General features: G+C 69.2%; 11 protein-coding genes and 1 tRNA gene. 8 read left to right on the top strand and 4 right to left on the bottom strand.

Annotated features, from left to right (window positions below):
• Positions 1-168: 168 nt before the first annotated feature.
• Complete coding sequence (locus ACH35V_RS15260) at positions 169-3,717, bottom strand: hypothetical protein (protein WP_395972864.1); 3,549 nt, start codon at positions 3,715-3,717, stop codon at positions 169-171.
• A gap of 475 nt (positions 3,718-4,192) precedes the next feature.
• Here ACH35V_RS15260 and ACH35V_RS15265 point away from each other — a divergent pair, with 475 nt between their 5' ends.
• Positions 4,193-4,957, top strand: a complete 765-nt coding sequence (locus ACH35V_RS15265) for a BTAD domain-containing putative transcriptional regulator (protein WP_395972865.1) — start codon at positions 4,193-4,195, stop codon at positions 4,955-4,957.
• A 114-nt stretch (positions 4,958-5,071) separates the two neighbouring features.
• On the top strand, positions 5,072-5,485 hold the full coding sequence (locus ACH35V_RS15270) for a hypothetical protein (protein WP_395972867.1): 414 nt from the start codon (positions 5,072-5,074) through the stop codon (positions 5,483-5,485).
• Between the two features lie 82 nt (positions 5,486-5,567).
• On the opposite strand, the gene ACH35V_RS15275 is transcribed toward ACH35V_RS15270, so the two are convergent.
• The gene (locus ACH35V_RS15275; RefSeq protein WP_395972868.1) at positions 5,568-6,074 is read right to left on the bottom strand and encodes a DUF1801 domain-containing protein; all 507 of its coding nucleotides are present in this window, start codon (positions 6,072-6,074) and stop codon (positions 5,568-5,570) included.
• A 14-nt stretch (positions 6,075-6,088) separates the two neighbouring features.
• Here ACH35V_RS15275 and ACH35V_RS15280 point away from each other — a divergent pair, with 14 nt between their 5' ends.
• The gene (locus tag ACH35V_RS15280) at positions 6,089-6,403 is read left to right on the top strand and encodes an ATP-binding protein (RefSeq protein ID WP_395972869.1); all 315 of its coding nucleotides are present in this window, start codon (positions 6,089-6,091) and stop codon (positions 6,401-6,403) included.
• Here the strand turns inward: ACH35V_RS15280 and ACH35V_RS15285 are convergent.
• A complete protein-coding gene (locus ACH35V_RS15285) occupies positions 6,384-6,689 on the bottom strand; it encodes a DUF1330 domain-containing protein (protein WP_395972871.1) in 306 nt (101 codons plus the stop codon). The two genes, ACH35V_RS15280 and ACH35V_RS15285, sit on opposite strands and share 20 nt — an antisense overlap.
• A gap of 188 nt (positions 6,690-6,877) precedes the next feature.
• Between ACH35V_RS15285 and ACH35V_RS15290 the strand changes: the two genes are divergently transcribed.
• On the top strand, positions 6,878-7,780 hold the full coding sequence (locus ACH35V_RS15290; RefSeq protein ID WP_395972872.1) for a LysR family transcriptional regulator: 903 nt from the start codon (positions 6,878-6,880) through the stop codon (positions 7,778-7,780).
• Between the two features lie 1,156 nt (positions 7,781-8,936).
• Here the strand turns inward: ACH35V_RS15290 and ACH35V_RS15295 are convergent.
• Positions 8,937-9,007, bottom strand: a tRNA-Gly gene (locus ACH35V_RS15295).
• Between the two features lie 81 nt (positions 9,008-9,088).
• Between ACH35V_RS15295 and dcd the strand changes: the two genes are divergently transcribed.
• The 4 genes from dcd (at position 9,089) to ACH35V_RS15315 (ending at position 13,104) form a co-directional block, all read left to right on the top strand.
• Positions 9,089-9,664 carry a dCTP deaminase gene (dcd, locus tag ACH35V_RS15300; protein WP_395972874.1) on the top strand — a complete coding sequence of 192 codons (576 nt, stop codon included), beginning with the start codon at positions 9,089-9,091 and terminating at the stop codon, positions 9,662-9,664.
• A gap of 169 nt (positions 9,665-9,833) precedes the next feature.
• Entirely contained in the window at positions 9,834-11,081 is a 1,248-nt protein-coding gene (locus ACH35V_RS15305) for a glycine betaine/L-proline ABC transporter ATP-binding protein (RefSeq protein WP_395972875.1), read from the top strand.
• Positions 11,074-12,063 (top strand): ABC transporter permease, encoded by a 990-nt coding sequence (locus tag ACH35V_RS15310; RefSeq protein ID WP_395973418.1) that lies wholly within the window; start codon positions 11,074-11,076, stop codon positions 12,061-12,063. Before ACH35V_RS15305 ends, ACH35V_RS15310 begins: the two co-directional genes overlap by 8 nt.
• Positions 12,064-12,210: 147 nt before the next feature.
• A complete protein-coding gene (locus ACH35V_RS15315; RefSeq protein ID WP_395972876.1) occupies positions 12,211-13,104 on the top strand; it encodes a glycine betaine ABC transporter substrate-binding protein in 894 nt (297 codons plus the stop codon).
• The last annotated feature ends 10 nt before the right edge of the window (positions 13,105-13,114 follow it).

Raw genomic sequence — 13,114 nt, forward strand, 5'->3', positions numbered from 1 at the left:
GCGGGATGCCCCGGTTTTGTAGTGCGCCGTGCCGGGCTCGGCATTGGCGGTGGGTGCGGCGGAGCCGAGTCTGGGTGGCGATGATCCTGGCTGCGGCCGTCTCAGCGGACTCCCTGTTCCCGGCTTCTTATGGGGGCGGCGTGGCGGATCTCCTCCAGCGGGAGTGCATCAGGGGAGTTGGTGGGTGCGGCGTTCTTCTGGGGTTAGGTGGCGGGTTCGGCGGGACTTGGCCAGGTCGAGGACCTGGGCGGCGGGAGCGCAGACCTCGCATGGGCGTGTACGGGTTAGGGCTTGGCCCAGGCCGGTGGGTCCGACCAGTTGGGGGCTGAGGCCGCGGACGATCCGCTCGCCGTCCGGGGTGAACGCGGCGAGGCCGCCGGTCGCTCCCCAGCCGGTGAGGTCCACCGGTTCTCCGCCGTTGGGACGCCAAAGGCGCAGGTGGCCGGTGGGTTCATTGGTGAGGAGCCAGGATCCGTCGGGGCTGAAGCCGACCTTGCGGACGGGGTTGGCGGGGCCCCGCAGAAGGGTCGGGTCGGCCTTGCCTTCGATGTTCCAGACGCGGATCGCGCCGTCGGCCGCGGCGGCGGCCAGGTGGCGCCCGCTGAGGGTCAGGCCGGTGAGGTCGTCCTGGTGGCCACGCATGATCTTGGGTTCGTGCGCTCCCCTCAGGTCCCAGATGAGGACGGTGCCGTCGTCGCGGGCATCGGCCAGGAGGGTGCCGTCCGGGCCGAACGCGATGGCGCCCTCGGCCTTGGCCGTGGGTTGCGTCTCCCAGCCGGTGACGCGTTTCAGGGCCGGGGAGACCTGCCAGACCATTGGGTCGGTGTTGGCGGCGCCTGCGGCCAGGCGTTCGCCGTCCGGGCTGAACGTCAGTGTCGAGGGGAGACCGCGCAGGTCGGCCGGGGCGGTGGTCGAGGTGCCGGTCGCGAGATCCCAGAGGGTCAGTGTGCCGGCTCGGCCCAGGCCGGCCATGAGGCGGCCGTCCGGGCTGAGGGCGACCTTGTAGCCGGAGTCCCTCGGGCCTTTGATCTCGGTGGTGCCGGAGCCTCGCCATATGCGGATGCGGACGTCCTGGGGAGTGGTCAGGGACATGGGGGCGGCTGATGTCGCCAGGGTTTCGGTGTCGGCGCTGAGGGCCAAGGGCCTGCCCTGGGCGGGCGTTGGGGTGCCGGTCGCGATGTCCCATTGGCGCAGTGTGCCGTCGGCTTCGACGCTGACCAGGGACTTGTCGGTGAACGCCACTCCGCGCGGGTCTCCGGGGGGACGCAGGGTCAGGGGGTCGGCGTCGGCGCCTGTCGTCCAGATGCGGATGAGGCCGTCGGCTCCGTAGGTGGCCATGCGTTGCCCGTCGCGGCTGAAGGCCAGGCCGTTCAGTTTCGGGGCGTGGCGGGGCAGTTCGACCTGTGGTTTCCACTCGCCGCCTGGAGGGCTGAGGACGTCCCAGACCTGTGGCGTGTCGCCCTCGACGGTGGCGGCCCAGGGGCCGCGCGGGCTGAACGCCACCTGTTCCGGTTCGCCGCGGGCGGCTGTGCGTTCCGGCTGGGGGCGGCCTTTGGTCAGGGACCAGATGCGGAGGGGTGAACCGCCTCCCCCGGTGGCCAGACGTCGGCCGCTGGGACTGAAGGCCACGCTCCGTCCGGGAAGTTCGGCCGGGGCGCGGCCGGCCGGCCCCCAGAGGCGGACGCCGTCGGAATGCGCGCTCGCCACCTGGCCGGTCCGGCTGACGCTGATGCCCAGGACTCCCCGGGGAGCGGTGCCCAAGATCGTCGGTGGGGTCGTGGCGGTCAGGTCCCAGACGGCGACCCTTCCGGTGGCGCTGCCCGTGGCCAGGCGGCGACCGTCCGGGCTGAAGGCGGCGCTCTGGACGTTCTGCGTGTCGCCCGGCGGGAGGCGGAGTTCGTCGCGACGAGGGGCGGAGCCGGTGAGATCCCAGATCTCCAGGCCCGCGGGCGCCGGGCCGGAACCCCAGATCGCCATCTTCCGCCCGTCCGGCGTGGCCGCCGCCCCCTTCACCTGGCGCAGCCCGGCGGCCTGCGAACCGCGCAGGCGCGCGTCCGCGGTGGCCTGGCGGAGGACGATGTCGGCCTCCGGTGTGGGGCCTGCCTCGTACGCCTCGATCGCCAGCAGCAGCGCCAGTTCCGGGTCCTGCGGGAGCTGGCGGCGGGCCTCGCCCGCGAGGCGCACGGACGTGGCGCGGTCACGGGCGTCGCCGGCGCTGCCCGTCTGGACCAGGGCCAGGACGAGCAGGATGCCCGTCGCCGCCGCCGCGAACGAGAGCCCGCCGACAGTGCGGCGCCTCAGGCGGCGGGCCGCGGCGGCCTGGACTCGGGAAGCCGCGAGGAAGGAGCGTTCCAGCTCGTTCAGCGGCGTGCGTCCCTCGGTGTCCCAGGCGGCGAGCCGGTCGCCCCGGTACAGGTAGTCCTCGCCGCGGTGTTCGCGTTCCCAGTGAGCCGCGTCGCCGGTGAGCCGCTGGTGGCGCAGCAGGGCGTCACGGTCGTCGTCGAGCCATCCCCGCAGCCTGGGCCAGCCGTGGACGAGCGCCTCATGCGCGATCTCGATCGTGTCGTCGTGGTCCAGGACGATGAGCCGCGCGGTGGCCAGCCGGTCGAGCACGGTGTCCAGTTCGCCCGCGGGCCCGATGCCGGTCAGCTCGTCCCGGCCGATCCTGCGGCGAGTGTCGGCGGTGCCCTCGCCCGGTGAGGTGAGGCGAAGCAGTACGGCGCGGAGCAGGTCGTGCTGGGCTTCTTCCAGGTCGGCCCAGAGCCGCTCGGCCGTCTGGGCGATGGCGCCGCCGACGCCGCCCGCGGCCCGGTAGTCGGCGAGCCGCAGGACGTTGCCCCGCTGACGGCTCCACGTCTCCCGCAGCGCGTGGGCGACCATCGGGAGCGGCCCCGCCTGCCCGGCGGCCTCCGTCAGCACGGCGGCCACCAGGTCCGGTTCCACCTGAAGTCCGACCCGGGCCGCGGGTTCGACGACGACGGCGCGCAGTTCCCGCTCGTCCATGGGACCGACCGGCACGTGCGCGCTGTCGCGGAAGGCCGTGACCAGCCCGGCGTGCCGCACGCAGCGTTCGTAGAAGTCGGCCCGGACGCCGATCACCAGCGCCGGACCGTCTCCGGCGGCGGCCACGGCGCTCAGCCGGTCGAGGTAGGCGTCCCGCTCCCGCTCGTCGGCGACCAGCGTGAAGACCTCCTCGAACTGGTCGATGATCAGGACGGCGTCGTCGCTCTCCTCGTAGGCGGGGTGCGCGCCCGGCGTGACCCGGCTGGCGGAGGTGCCGTCGGCGGTCAGCCTCGCCAGCAGCCCGGCCCCGAGCAACGACGACTTGCCGCTGCCGGACGCCCCGGCCACCACCGTGAGCGGCGCCCGCTGCACGGCCTTCAGCAGGTCTTCCAGCAGCTGGTCGCGGCCGAAGAACAGATCCGCGTCGCCGGCGCCGAGCGGGACCAGTCCCGGGTACGGGCTGCGGCGCAGCGTCCGCTCGACCTCGTCCGCCGCCAGATGCCACCGGCGCTCCCACTCGGCGCGGTCGCCGCCGCACGCGACGGCGTACGCGAGGGTCGCCTCCAGCGTCGGCAGGCGCATGCCGGTCGCCGCCTCGGCGAGAGTGCTGCGCGAGAAATGCGCGCGCTCGGCCAGTACGCGGTAGCTGGGCCGCCCGGCCCGGTCACGGAGGCGGCGCAGTTCCCAGGCGAGGCGCTCGACGGGGCCGGCCATCGGGTCCACCGGTTGCTCAGGTCGCCCCAACGCCCGCTCCCGTCGTCTTCCAGATCGTCCGCCGCTGACCCTAGACAGCCGAAGATCTCCGACACAACACGAGAACCGCCCGGACGCATACATTCCGGGCGGTTCCTCGCCTCATGTCACACCAGATCAGCGGGTGACGACGTCCTCGACGTACAACTCCGACAGGAATCGCGCGTGCCCCCGTTCGACGCGCGCTATGGCGTTCCGGACGACCAGCCCGGCCCGGCGGCCGACCGGATCGCCTGGATCGCCTGGATCGACGTCGAGCCTTCATCTCCAGCTGTCGCTTCCTCCTTCTGGTGCCCATCGACACCAAAGGATCCGGGAGCGCGGTTGGAGCAAGGTTGCGCAGGGCCCTGACCTGCTTGTCCGGACCTGGTACGGCGTCGTCCGGAAGCTCGGCGGACTCATTTCGGACAACATCCGGGCGTCCTAGAACTGCAGCATGAAGTTTCACGTACTGGGTCCGACGGAAATCCACACGGAGAACGGGACGGTCTCATTGCGGCCGAAGTGGCGAGACCTGCTCGCGGTCCTGCTGTGCCACCCCAACAGGGCCGTCCCGACCGACTACCTGATCGACGCGCTGTGGCCCTGCACCGCACCCCGCACGGCGACCAAGACGCTGCACGGCTACGTCCACCACCTGCGCCGCGTCCTCGGCCCCGGCAGGCTTGAGTCGCGCCGTCCTGGATACGCCGTCGTCCTGCGATCCGGAGAGCTCGACGCCGACGCGTTCACCGTCCATGCCAGGGCGGGACGCACGGCCGTCGCCGCCGGCATGGTCGAGCAGGGAGCGGTGGCGATCAAGGACGCGCTCGCCCTGTGGCGCGGGACCCCGTTCGAGGGACAGCACCACCTGGCCGCGACGCAGGTGGAGGCGTTCCGGCTCACCGAGCTCAGGCTCGCCGCCGCCGGGGACTGGGCCGACGCCGAACTCGACCTCGGCCGCCCCGAGGAGGTCGTCGGCGAGCTTTACGGAATCGTCGCCGACCACCCGTTTCACGAACGTCCCCTGATCCAGCTCATGCGGGCGCTCTACGCGCTGGGCCGCACAGCCGAGGCCCTCAACGTCTGCCGGACGGGCCAGCGCGCCCTCGCCGACGAACTGGGCCTGGACCCCAGCCCCGCCCTCCGCTCCCTGGAACACGCCGTCCTCACCCACGACACCACCGCCCTCTCTTCGCCATACGCGGTCGGCCGCCCATAGCCCCCGCACCTCCAACGGGCGGCGAACCAGCACCCCAACCACCGCACAACCTTGTTCCAACCACCATCGGCAACTCTGGTGATCATCGACCGGAAACATCAAAGAGGGGGCACCATGCGCATCAAGAACCTGGTTCGGGCATCACTTGTCGTCAGCGCGCTCGCCGGCGCCGCGGTGGCCGTTCCCGCCACTGCCGCCCAGGCCTACACCTGCGAGTGGAAGTACGTGAAGACCATTGGCGCAGGCACGGGCGCCGCCGCCAACATCTACGCCAAGGACTGCAGCACCGGCCACTACGTCAAGGGAACGATCTACGACAACAAGGCGGACGGCCGCAACGCCGTGGTCACCATCGGCTACAGCCACTCCTGGGGCACCTGGGACGGCAAGGGCGACACCGCCACCTACTCCTACAAGGCCAGCACCTCCACGAAGGAGATCAAGGTCGTCGTCAAAGCGTGCAAGTACGAAGCCGCTTGGGGACCGCTCTGCAGCACCAAGGACAACCGGATCGTCTACTTCTTCTAACGAGCACCACACAAAGGGAGATGGAGAAGCGAACCCGCTCCTCCATCTCCCTTTGCGCAAGGCTCAGCGCAGTCATTTGGCGTCAGGTCTTCATCCAGCGACTGACGAGAGAACCGAAGGCCTCTTCGTGCGCCGTGACGTCGGCGACGTCCTTGAAGGTGACCATCGCGCGATCGTTGGTCCGCCATTCCATGAGGCCGCTGTCGTCGTTGAAGGCGAATGGCGTCTCGTCGTCTTTCACCTTGGCGCCGCGGTGGAAGATGAGCTGGACGTCCTTGGATTTCAACTGGAAGGTCACGCGGTCGACACCGCCGTAACAGAAGCTCGGCGCGTTCCACTTCACCTGCTCGGTGATCTGCGGATCCACGTTCAGGATCGCCGTCCGCAGGTACTCGATCGCTTCCTTCTGCGGGTGTTCGAGCGTCCGCATGAGCCGATCGACGTCGGGGTTCTGGTTCATCCCCCGATCCTCCTCCACATGCGCCCCTTCAGACCGGACGCACCCACACAAGTTTGCCCCCATTTCCGCAGCCAACCGCCCACGGTGGGAGAGCCGGTAGTCCAGCCTTAGGGCGGTCTTGATGGCCACGCCGCCGGAGCCGAATGCGCGGCCAACGTGCACGTCCGGTTCGTCGGGCGGGACGGGGAGACCGGCAGTTGAAAGGCTGCACGGCGCCCCGTCCCCGACCCAACACATGGAGCTTCGGTGGCTGGGCCAAGACCTTCGCCGACCCCCGCCTCTGCTCCGCCATCGTCGACCGCCTCACCTACATCGGCACCATCATCGAAACCGGCACCGACTCCTACCGCCTCGCCCAGAGCCGCGCATCACACGCGATCTTCGACCCGGGCTTCGCCGGAGCCCCAAGTGGTGCTCAGCGATGGCTGGGCCCGCGGGTCAGTCGATGCCTTCGATGATGCGGAAGTCGCGCTCGAAGCCGTCGGGGATGGCCACCAGCGCCTTCTGGTATGCCTCGCTCTCGTATGCCGCGACGGCCTGTTCAAAGCTGTCGAACTCGATCAGAACGACGCGTTGCGTGATTCCGGCCTCGTGGGCGACGACTCGACCGCCACGGGACGGGATCCGGGACAGGACGCGCCCGCCCCCAGCCTGGACAGCCGGACCGGCCAGCTTGTCGTAGGCAGTCAGCCCCTCCGGGTCGGAAATGGCGGGGTAGACACTGACCCAGTAGCCCTTAGCCATGGAAACCTCCTGTGTTCGGCCGGACACGTCCGACTTCGAATTGACACTCCCATCGATCGATCCCGGCGACCGGTACTGCAGCCGGTTGAATCGTCATATGCGCAGGTTAGAGCTTGATATGCGGTCGAGGGAAAGACCAATACGGGATAGACTCAGAACGGATCGTTATCAATCGGCAGGGAGGGCACGTGGCGCCGGATACGGTGAGCCTGCGGTACTTCCTGGTGCTGGCGCAGGAGTTGAACTTCACCCGCGCGGCCGCACGGATCGGTATCGCCCAGCCCGCACTCAGCGCCCGGATGCGCCGATTGGAGGCGGAACTCGGTACGGCCCTGCTGGTCCGCAACACGCGTAGCGTCGAATTGACCACAGCCGGTGCGGCATTGGCGGAGTCCGCGCCACCCGCGCTGGCGGCGCTGGACCGGGCATGGGACACCGCCCGGAGCGCGGCGGCCGGTGAACTGGGCACGCTGCGCATCGGATACAGCCTCAGCACCGGGGCCGAGACGGCACCGACCCTGGTGGACAGGCTGATTCGCGGCAACAGCGGACTCCAGGTCAGCGCGGTCCCGATGGCGACACCGGAGATCTCCCCCGCGGTCGCCGACGGCCGCATCGATGCCGGGATCACCCGCGGTGAACAGCCGGGCCGTGGCGTGCGCCGGTCCCTGCTGCGGCGTGAACGCGCCGGGGTCCAACTGGCGCAGCACCATCCGCTGGCCGAACACCCGGAGATCGAGATCGCCGACGCGGCCGCGTTTCCGCTGCGACTCCCCGACCGTGCGGCCAACCCCGTGATCCACGATCAGCTGTCCGCACTGTTCCAAGACACCCGACCACACCCCCGATTCCACACGCCCGCAGTCTCATACGACATGTCCCAGCGCGACCTGCACGACGGCGTCACCCTCGCCCCGGCCGGAGAAGCCGCGGCCACGGCACAACCGGCCGGTCTCACCTGGCGACCGCTGCGGGGCGCGCCCAGCCTGACGATCCACCTGGTCCTCCCACGCGAGCAGTCGCCACTACACCGCCGCATCCGCGCCGTCGCCAAAACCCTGGCGCACGAGCTGCACTGGCTACCGAACTGACGCGCAAGAGGTCAAACGAGACCGACGCCTGCCGCGGCGAGGCCGAAGACCTCGCGCCCGGCGGTGACGACGACGGCGGTCTTGCTGAATGTCCGCCACGACCTCGCAACGCCCCCGGATCAGCATCCAATGATGGCCCCGGGTCCGCTCCGAGTCGTACACCGCGGCGACGCCCTAGCCCAGCCCGAGCCCTCGGCGGATACCGCGCCTTCACCGACGCCGAACCGGACAAGCACCGGTAGCCGGCGGGAACACCCGCCGTCAACGGCATCCATGACGTCGGTCAATGCTCAAAGCCAACCACTCTTCCAATGCTCCCCGACACCGGAACAGAACACGAACTAACCCCCACCACACGCGGTCTTCGGCCCGTGCTTCGCCCGGCCCGAAGTGGTGCTGAATCTCATCGACATTTCCACCCTGTACTTAGCGGCGGACGGGTTCCGTCCGCCGCCATCCTCAACACATCAGGTCAGAGGGAGCCCCGCACCTTTCCAGGCCCGCTTGCAAGTTCCCTGAGCCACGGCCGGTTTGGGACGCGTGCCGTGGCGGCTTGGGCTCGACAACGTGGTGCGTTCTTCTGAAGGCTTACGGGAGTTGTCGTCAGGTGGGGAGTGCTCTATGCGAGTGGGGTTCGGATGGCTGGTCGGGTTGCTCCTAGGCGTAGGCCTGGGTGCGACGTGGGGATGGGTGGGCAACAGCTACGAACCTGGTGACAGCGCGATCGGCACCGGTCTCATGGGCGCTGTCGCGGGAATTCTGGTGGGAGCCGTGAGTGACGTAGTGCGTTTCGTCAGGAGCCGTCATCGTGCTGGACGCTCAGTGGACTGGTAGGGCCGCGGCGCGACCCCGTGACCACCGGCGGCTGGCGGGAGGTCGGAGCACTCGCGATGCGTGGCCCGGCGCAGCCGTCCGGGGACCGGCGCCCACGCCGCACGCTCCGGGCGGCCAGCCGCGGGGCCGCGCCAGCGGCCCAAGCGCCGCCGCCCCTTGATGCCCTCGTTCAGGCGGAACGCGGTGAGGATGATGACGAGGACGGCGGCGCGGCAGGGACGCGGGCGCCCGTGGCCTAATGGCACGGTGGTCCGTGGGAGTCGCTAACAAGATCAAGGCCCGGGTCGGGATCAACATCCCTGACCTGGGCCTTTGGCGTGGGAGCGGGTGACGGGAATCGAACCCGCGCTGTCAGCTTGGGAAGCTGAAGTTCTACCATTGAACTACACCCGCGTGAGCGGCGCTGGTGGGCGCCATGCTGTGGATACTGTACCGGAAGTCGGGTGGGGCGTGGTCTTGGGATAGCGTTTCGGGGTGCTGCTCAGCGATCGTGACATCAGGGCCGAGCTCGAGTCCGGGCGGGTGAAGATCGACCCGTATGAGCCGGGGATGGTTCAGCCGTCCAGTGTGGACGTCAGGTTGGATCGGTACTTCCGGGTGTTCGAGAACCACAAGTATCCGCACATCGATCCGGCCACCGAGCAGCCGGATCTGACGCGGCTGGTGGTGGTGGACGCCGACGAGGCGTTCGTGCTGCATCCCGGGGAGTTCGTGCTGGCCTCGACGTACGAGGTGTTCGGGCTGCCGGACGATCTCGCCGCGAGGCTGGAGGGGAAGTCGAGTCTGGGCAGGCTGGGGCTGCTGACGCACTCGACGGCGGGGTGGATCGATCCGGGGTTCTCGGGGCATGTGACGCTGGAGCTGTCGAACGTGGCGACGCTGCCGATCATGCTGTGGCCGGGGATGAAGATCGGGCAGATGTGCCTGTTCAGGACGAGTTCGCCGGCGGAGTACCCGTACGGGTCGGCGCGGTATGGGTCGCGGTACCAGGATCAGCGGGGGCCGACGCCGTCGCGGTCGTATCTGAACTTCCATCGGACGAAGGTGTAGTTCGATCGTGACCTGAACGTGACTGAAAGCACCAAAAGATGAAACATGTTCTCTGAACGGGTAGTTTCGGGCGACGCATGGCATTGGCGGCCTCATTGCGTGAGGCCGGTCGGCGTCCGGACGAGGCGAGCCGTTTCCGCGCAGCGACGTGGGAACCCGGAAGGAGATCGTGTCTGTACTCCGCGCGGAAAGCGTCACCAAGCTCTTCGGCCGTAAGGCGGCCGAGGCACAGCGGAAACTCAAGGCGGGCGCCGATCTGGGGGCGGTCCGGGAGCTCGGGGTCACACCGGCGGTGGTGGACGCCACGTTCGAGGTCCGGCAGGGCGAGATCTTCGTGGTCATGGGCCTGTCGGGGTCCGGGAAGTCGACCCTGATCCGGACGTTGAACGGGCTGCTGGCAGTCACGTCCGGAAGCGTCGAGATCGACGGTGAGGACATCGCGAAGCTGTCGCCGAAGGCGCTGCGGGCGCTTCGGCAGAACAAGGTCAGCATGGTCTTCCAGCACTTCGCGCTGTTCCCGCATCGGACGGTTCTCGCGAACGCGGCGTACGGGCTCGAGGTGCGCGGTGTCCCGAAGGAAATGCGGGAGAAGACGGCGCGCGAGTTCCTCGGACTGGTCGGCCTGGAAGGCTGGGAGAACATGCTTCCCGGCCAGTTGTCGGGCGGTATGAAGCAGCGGGTCGGGCTCGCGAGAGCGCTCGCGAGCGGCACCGACATCATTTTGATGGACGAGGCGTTCAGCGCCCTGGATCCGCTGATCCGGCGGGAAGTCCAGGATCTGCTGCTGGATCTGCAGGGGCGCTTCGGTAAGACGATCGTCTTCATCACCCATGATCTGAACGAGGCCATGCGCATCGGCGACCGCATCGCGGTGATGCGGGAGGGCCGGATCGTCCAGATCGGGACGGCGGAGGAGATCCTGACCGATCCGGCCAACGACTACGTCGCGCAGTTCGTCGCGGACGTGGACCGTACCAGAGTGCTGACGGCGGCCTCGGTGATGGAGAAGCCGCTGGTCACGGTGCTGGCGACGACGGGGCCGCGGACGGCGCTGCGGACGATGCGCGAGCACCAGACGTCGGCGGCGTTCGTGATCGGGCGCGACCGGAAGCTGGTCGGGCGGGTGCGCGCCACGGTGATCGCGGACGCGGTCCAGGACAACGTGCAGAGCCTGGACGGTCTGATCGACCCGGAGGACCCGGCGCCCGTCGCGCCGGACACGTCGGTCGCCGACCTGTTCGTCCGGTGCGCCGAGAGCGACCTGCCGGTGCCCGTCGCGGACGAGGAAGGGAGGCTGCTGGGGGTCATCCCGCGGGTGACGCTGCTGGCGGCGCTCGGCGCGATCAACTCGACGGTGGTCGACGAGGAGCCGCAACTGGCGCTGACGAAGGAGGGCAGTGGCGTTGACGGTGAGTAACGCGGTGAAGCTGCCCCGGGTGCCGGTCGGCGAATGGTTCGACAGCCTGGTGACCTGGTGCACCGACAACCTCTCGTGGCTGTTCGACGGGATCGGGTCGGCGATCGAGGCGTCCGTCGACGGGCTGACGGACGTGCTGAACGTGCTGCCGCCGCTGGGGCTGACGCTGGTCCTGGCCCTGCTGGCGCTGGCGATCAGCGGCTGGAAGCTCGGCGTGTTCACGATCCTGGGCTTCCTGCTGATCGACAGCATGGAGCTGTGGGAGCCGGCGATGGACTCGCTGGCCCTGGTGATCGTGTCGGCGGTGGTGTCGACGGTGCTGTCGGTTCCGATCGGGATCGCGGCGGCGCGCAGCGACGTGGTGAGCCGGATCGTCCGGCCGGTCCTGGACTTCATGCAGACGATGCCGGCGTTCGTCTACCTGATCCCGGCGATCTTCTTCTTCAGCATCGGCGCGGTGCCCGGCGTGGTCGCCACGGTGATCTTCGCGATGCCGCCGGGGGTGCGGCTGACGGAGCTCGGCATCCGCGGCGTCGACCCGGAGATGGTCGAGGCGGGCGAGGCGTTCGGCACGCCGCCGAACCGGATCCTGACCCGGATTCAGATCCCGCTGGCGATGCCGTCCATCATGGCCGGGATCAACCAGCTGATCATGCTGTCGCTGTCGATGGTCGTCATCGCGGGCATGGTCGGCGCGGGCGGGCTCGGCGGCGAGGTGCTGGAGGGCATCAACCGGGTGGACGTCGCGAAGGGCTTCGAGGGCGGTATCGCGGTGGTCGTGCTGGCCATCTACCTGGACCGTCTCACCGGCGCCTTGAGCGAGGGCCCGAGCGTGCTGCGGGCGCTGTTCGCCCGCGGCAGGGCCGCCACCGGCCGCGGCGCCGCAGGACGGGGCGCGCCGGTGATGGCCGGAACCGCCGGTCAGATCGACACGGCGGGATCGGCGGCCGATTCCTCGGCCGGTTCCTCAGCCAATTCTTAGCTCCCTTGCGGCCTCCGCTCCCCGGCCGCGCGCCTCCTGACGCGGGCGGCGTCCGTCCGGCAGGACGGTGCAGGACGGCGCGGGAACGGCCGGCCGAGGAGCCCGCTCCCCCTGACCTCCCACTCGGCAAGCAACGAAAGGACGGGAATGCGCTTCAAACTCAAGGGCCTGACGGTCGCGGCGATGACGCTGACGCTGGGGTTGAGCGCCGCCGCGTGCGGCGACGACTCCGGCTCCGGCTCCGGCGGCGAGAAGGACAAGAACATCACCATCGGCATGGTCTCCGGCTGGGCCGAAGGCGAGGCGGCCACCGCGCTCTGGAAGAAGCTCCTGACCGACAAGGGCTACACCGTCGAGGTCAAGAACCTCGACACGGGGCCGCTCTACGCGGGCATGTCCAAGGGGGACGTCGACCTGTTCGTCGACAGCTGGCTGCCCGGCACACACGAGGACTACTGGAAGCAGTACGGCGACAAGCTGGAGAAGATCAGCGCCTGGTACGACTCGGCGCCGCTGACGATCGCGGTGCCGAACTACTCGCCGCTGCAGACGCTGGACGACCTCAAGGGCAAGGGCGGCCAGTACGGCGGCAAGATCGTCGGCATCGAGAAGAGCTCCGGCCTGTACCGGGTGTCGCAGGAGGAGATGCTCCCCGCGTACGGGCTGAAGGACGAGTACAAGGTCACGACGTCCTCGACGGCGGCCATGCTCACCGAGCTGAAGAAGGCCATCGACGCGAAGAAGGACATCGTCGTCACGCTGTGGCGGCCGCACTGGGCGTACACGAAGTTCCCCATCCGCGACCTGAAGGACCCGAAGGGCGCCATGGGCAAGCCGGACGGGATCTACACGGTCGCCCGCAAGGACTTCAGCAAGGACCAGCCCGACGTCACCTCCTGGCTGAAGAAGTTCCGGATGGACGACAAGCAGCTCGGCTCCCTCGAAGACCTGATGGAGAACAAGTACAAGGGCAAGCCCGACGAGGCCGTGAACGAGTGGCTGCAGAGCAACCCCGCGTTCGCGAAGTCCATGACGGGCTGACGAATGCCGT

The organism is Actinomadura sp. 1N219, from assembly GCF_044326405.1.
Classification (GTDB): Bacteria; Actinomycetota; Actinomycetes; order Streptosporangiales; family Streptosporangiaceae; genus Spirillospora.

Excerpts from the sequence above, each read along its gene's own strand:
- ACH35V_RS15260 (WP_395972864.1), bottom strand. The coding sequence starts at position 3,717 with ATGGCCGGCCCCGTCGAGCGCCTCGCCTGGGAACTGCGCCGCCTCCGT.
- ACH35V_RS15265 (WP_395972865.1), top strand. The coding sequence starts at position 4,193 with ATGAAGTTTCACGTACTGGGTCCGACGGAAATCCACACGGAGAACGGG.
- ACH35V_RS15270 (WP_395972867.1), top strand. The coding sequence starts at position 5,072 with ATGCGCATCAAGAACCTGGTTCGGGCATCACTTGTCGTCAGCGCGCTC.
- ACH35V_RS15280 (WP_395972869.1), top strand. The coding sequence starts at position 6,089 with ATGCGCGGCCAACGTGCACGTCCGGTTCGTCGGGCGGGACGGGGAGAC.
- ACH35V_RS15285 (WP_395972871.1), bottom strand. The coding sequence starts at position 6,689 with ATGGCTAAGGGCTACTGGGTCAGTGTCTACCCCGCCATTTCCGACCCG.
- ACH35V_RS15315 (WP_395972876.1), top strand. The coding sequence starts at position 12,211 with ATGCGCTTCAAACTCAAGGGCCTGACGGTCGCGGCGATGACGCTGACG.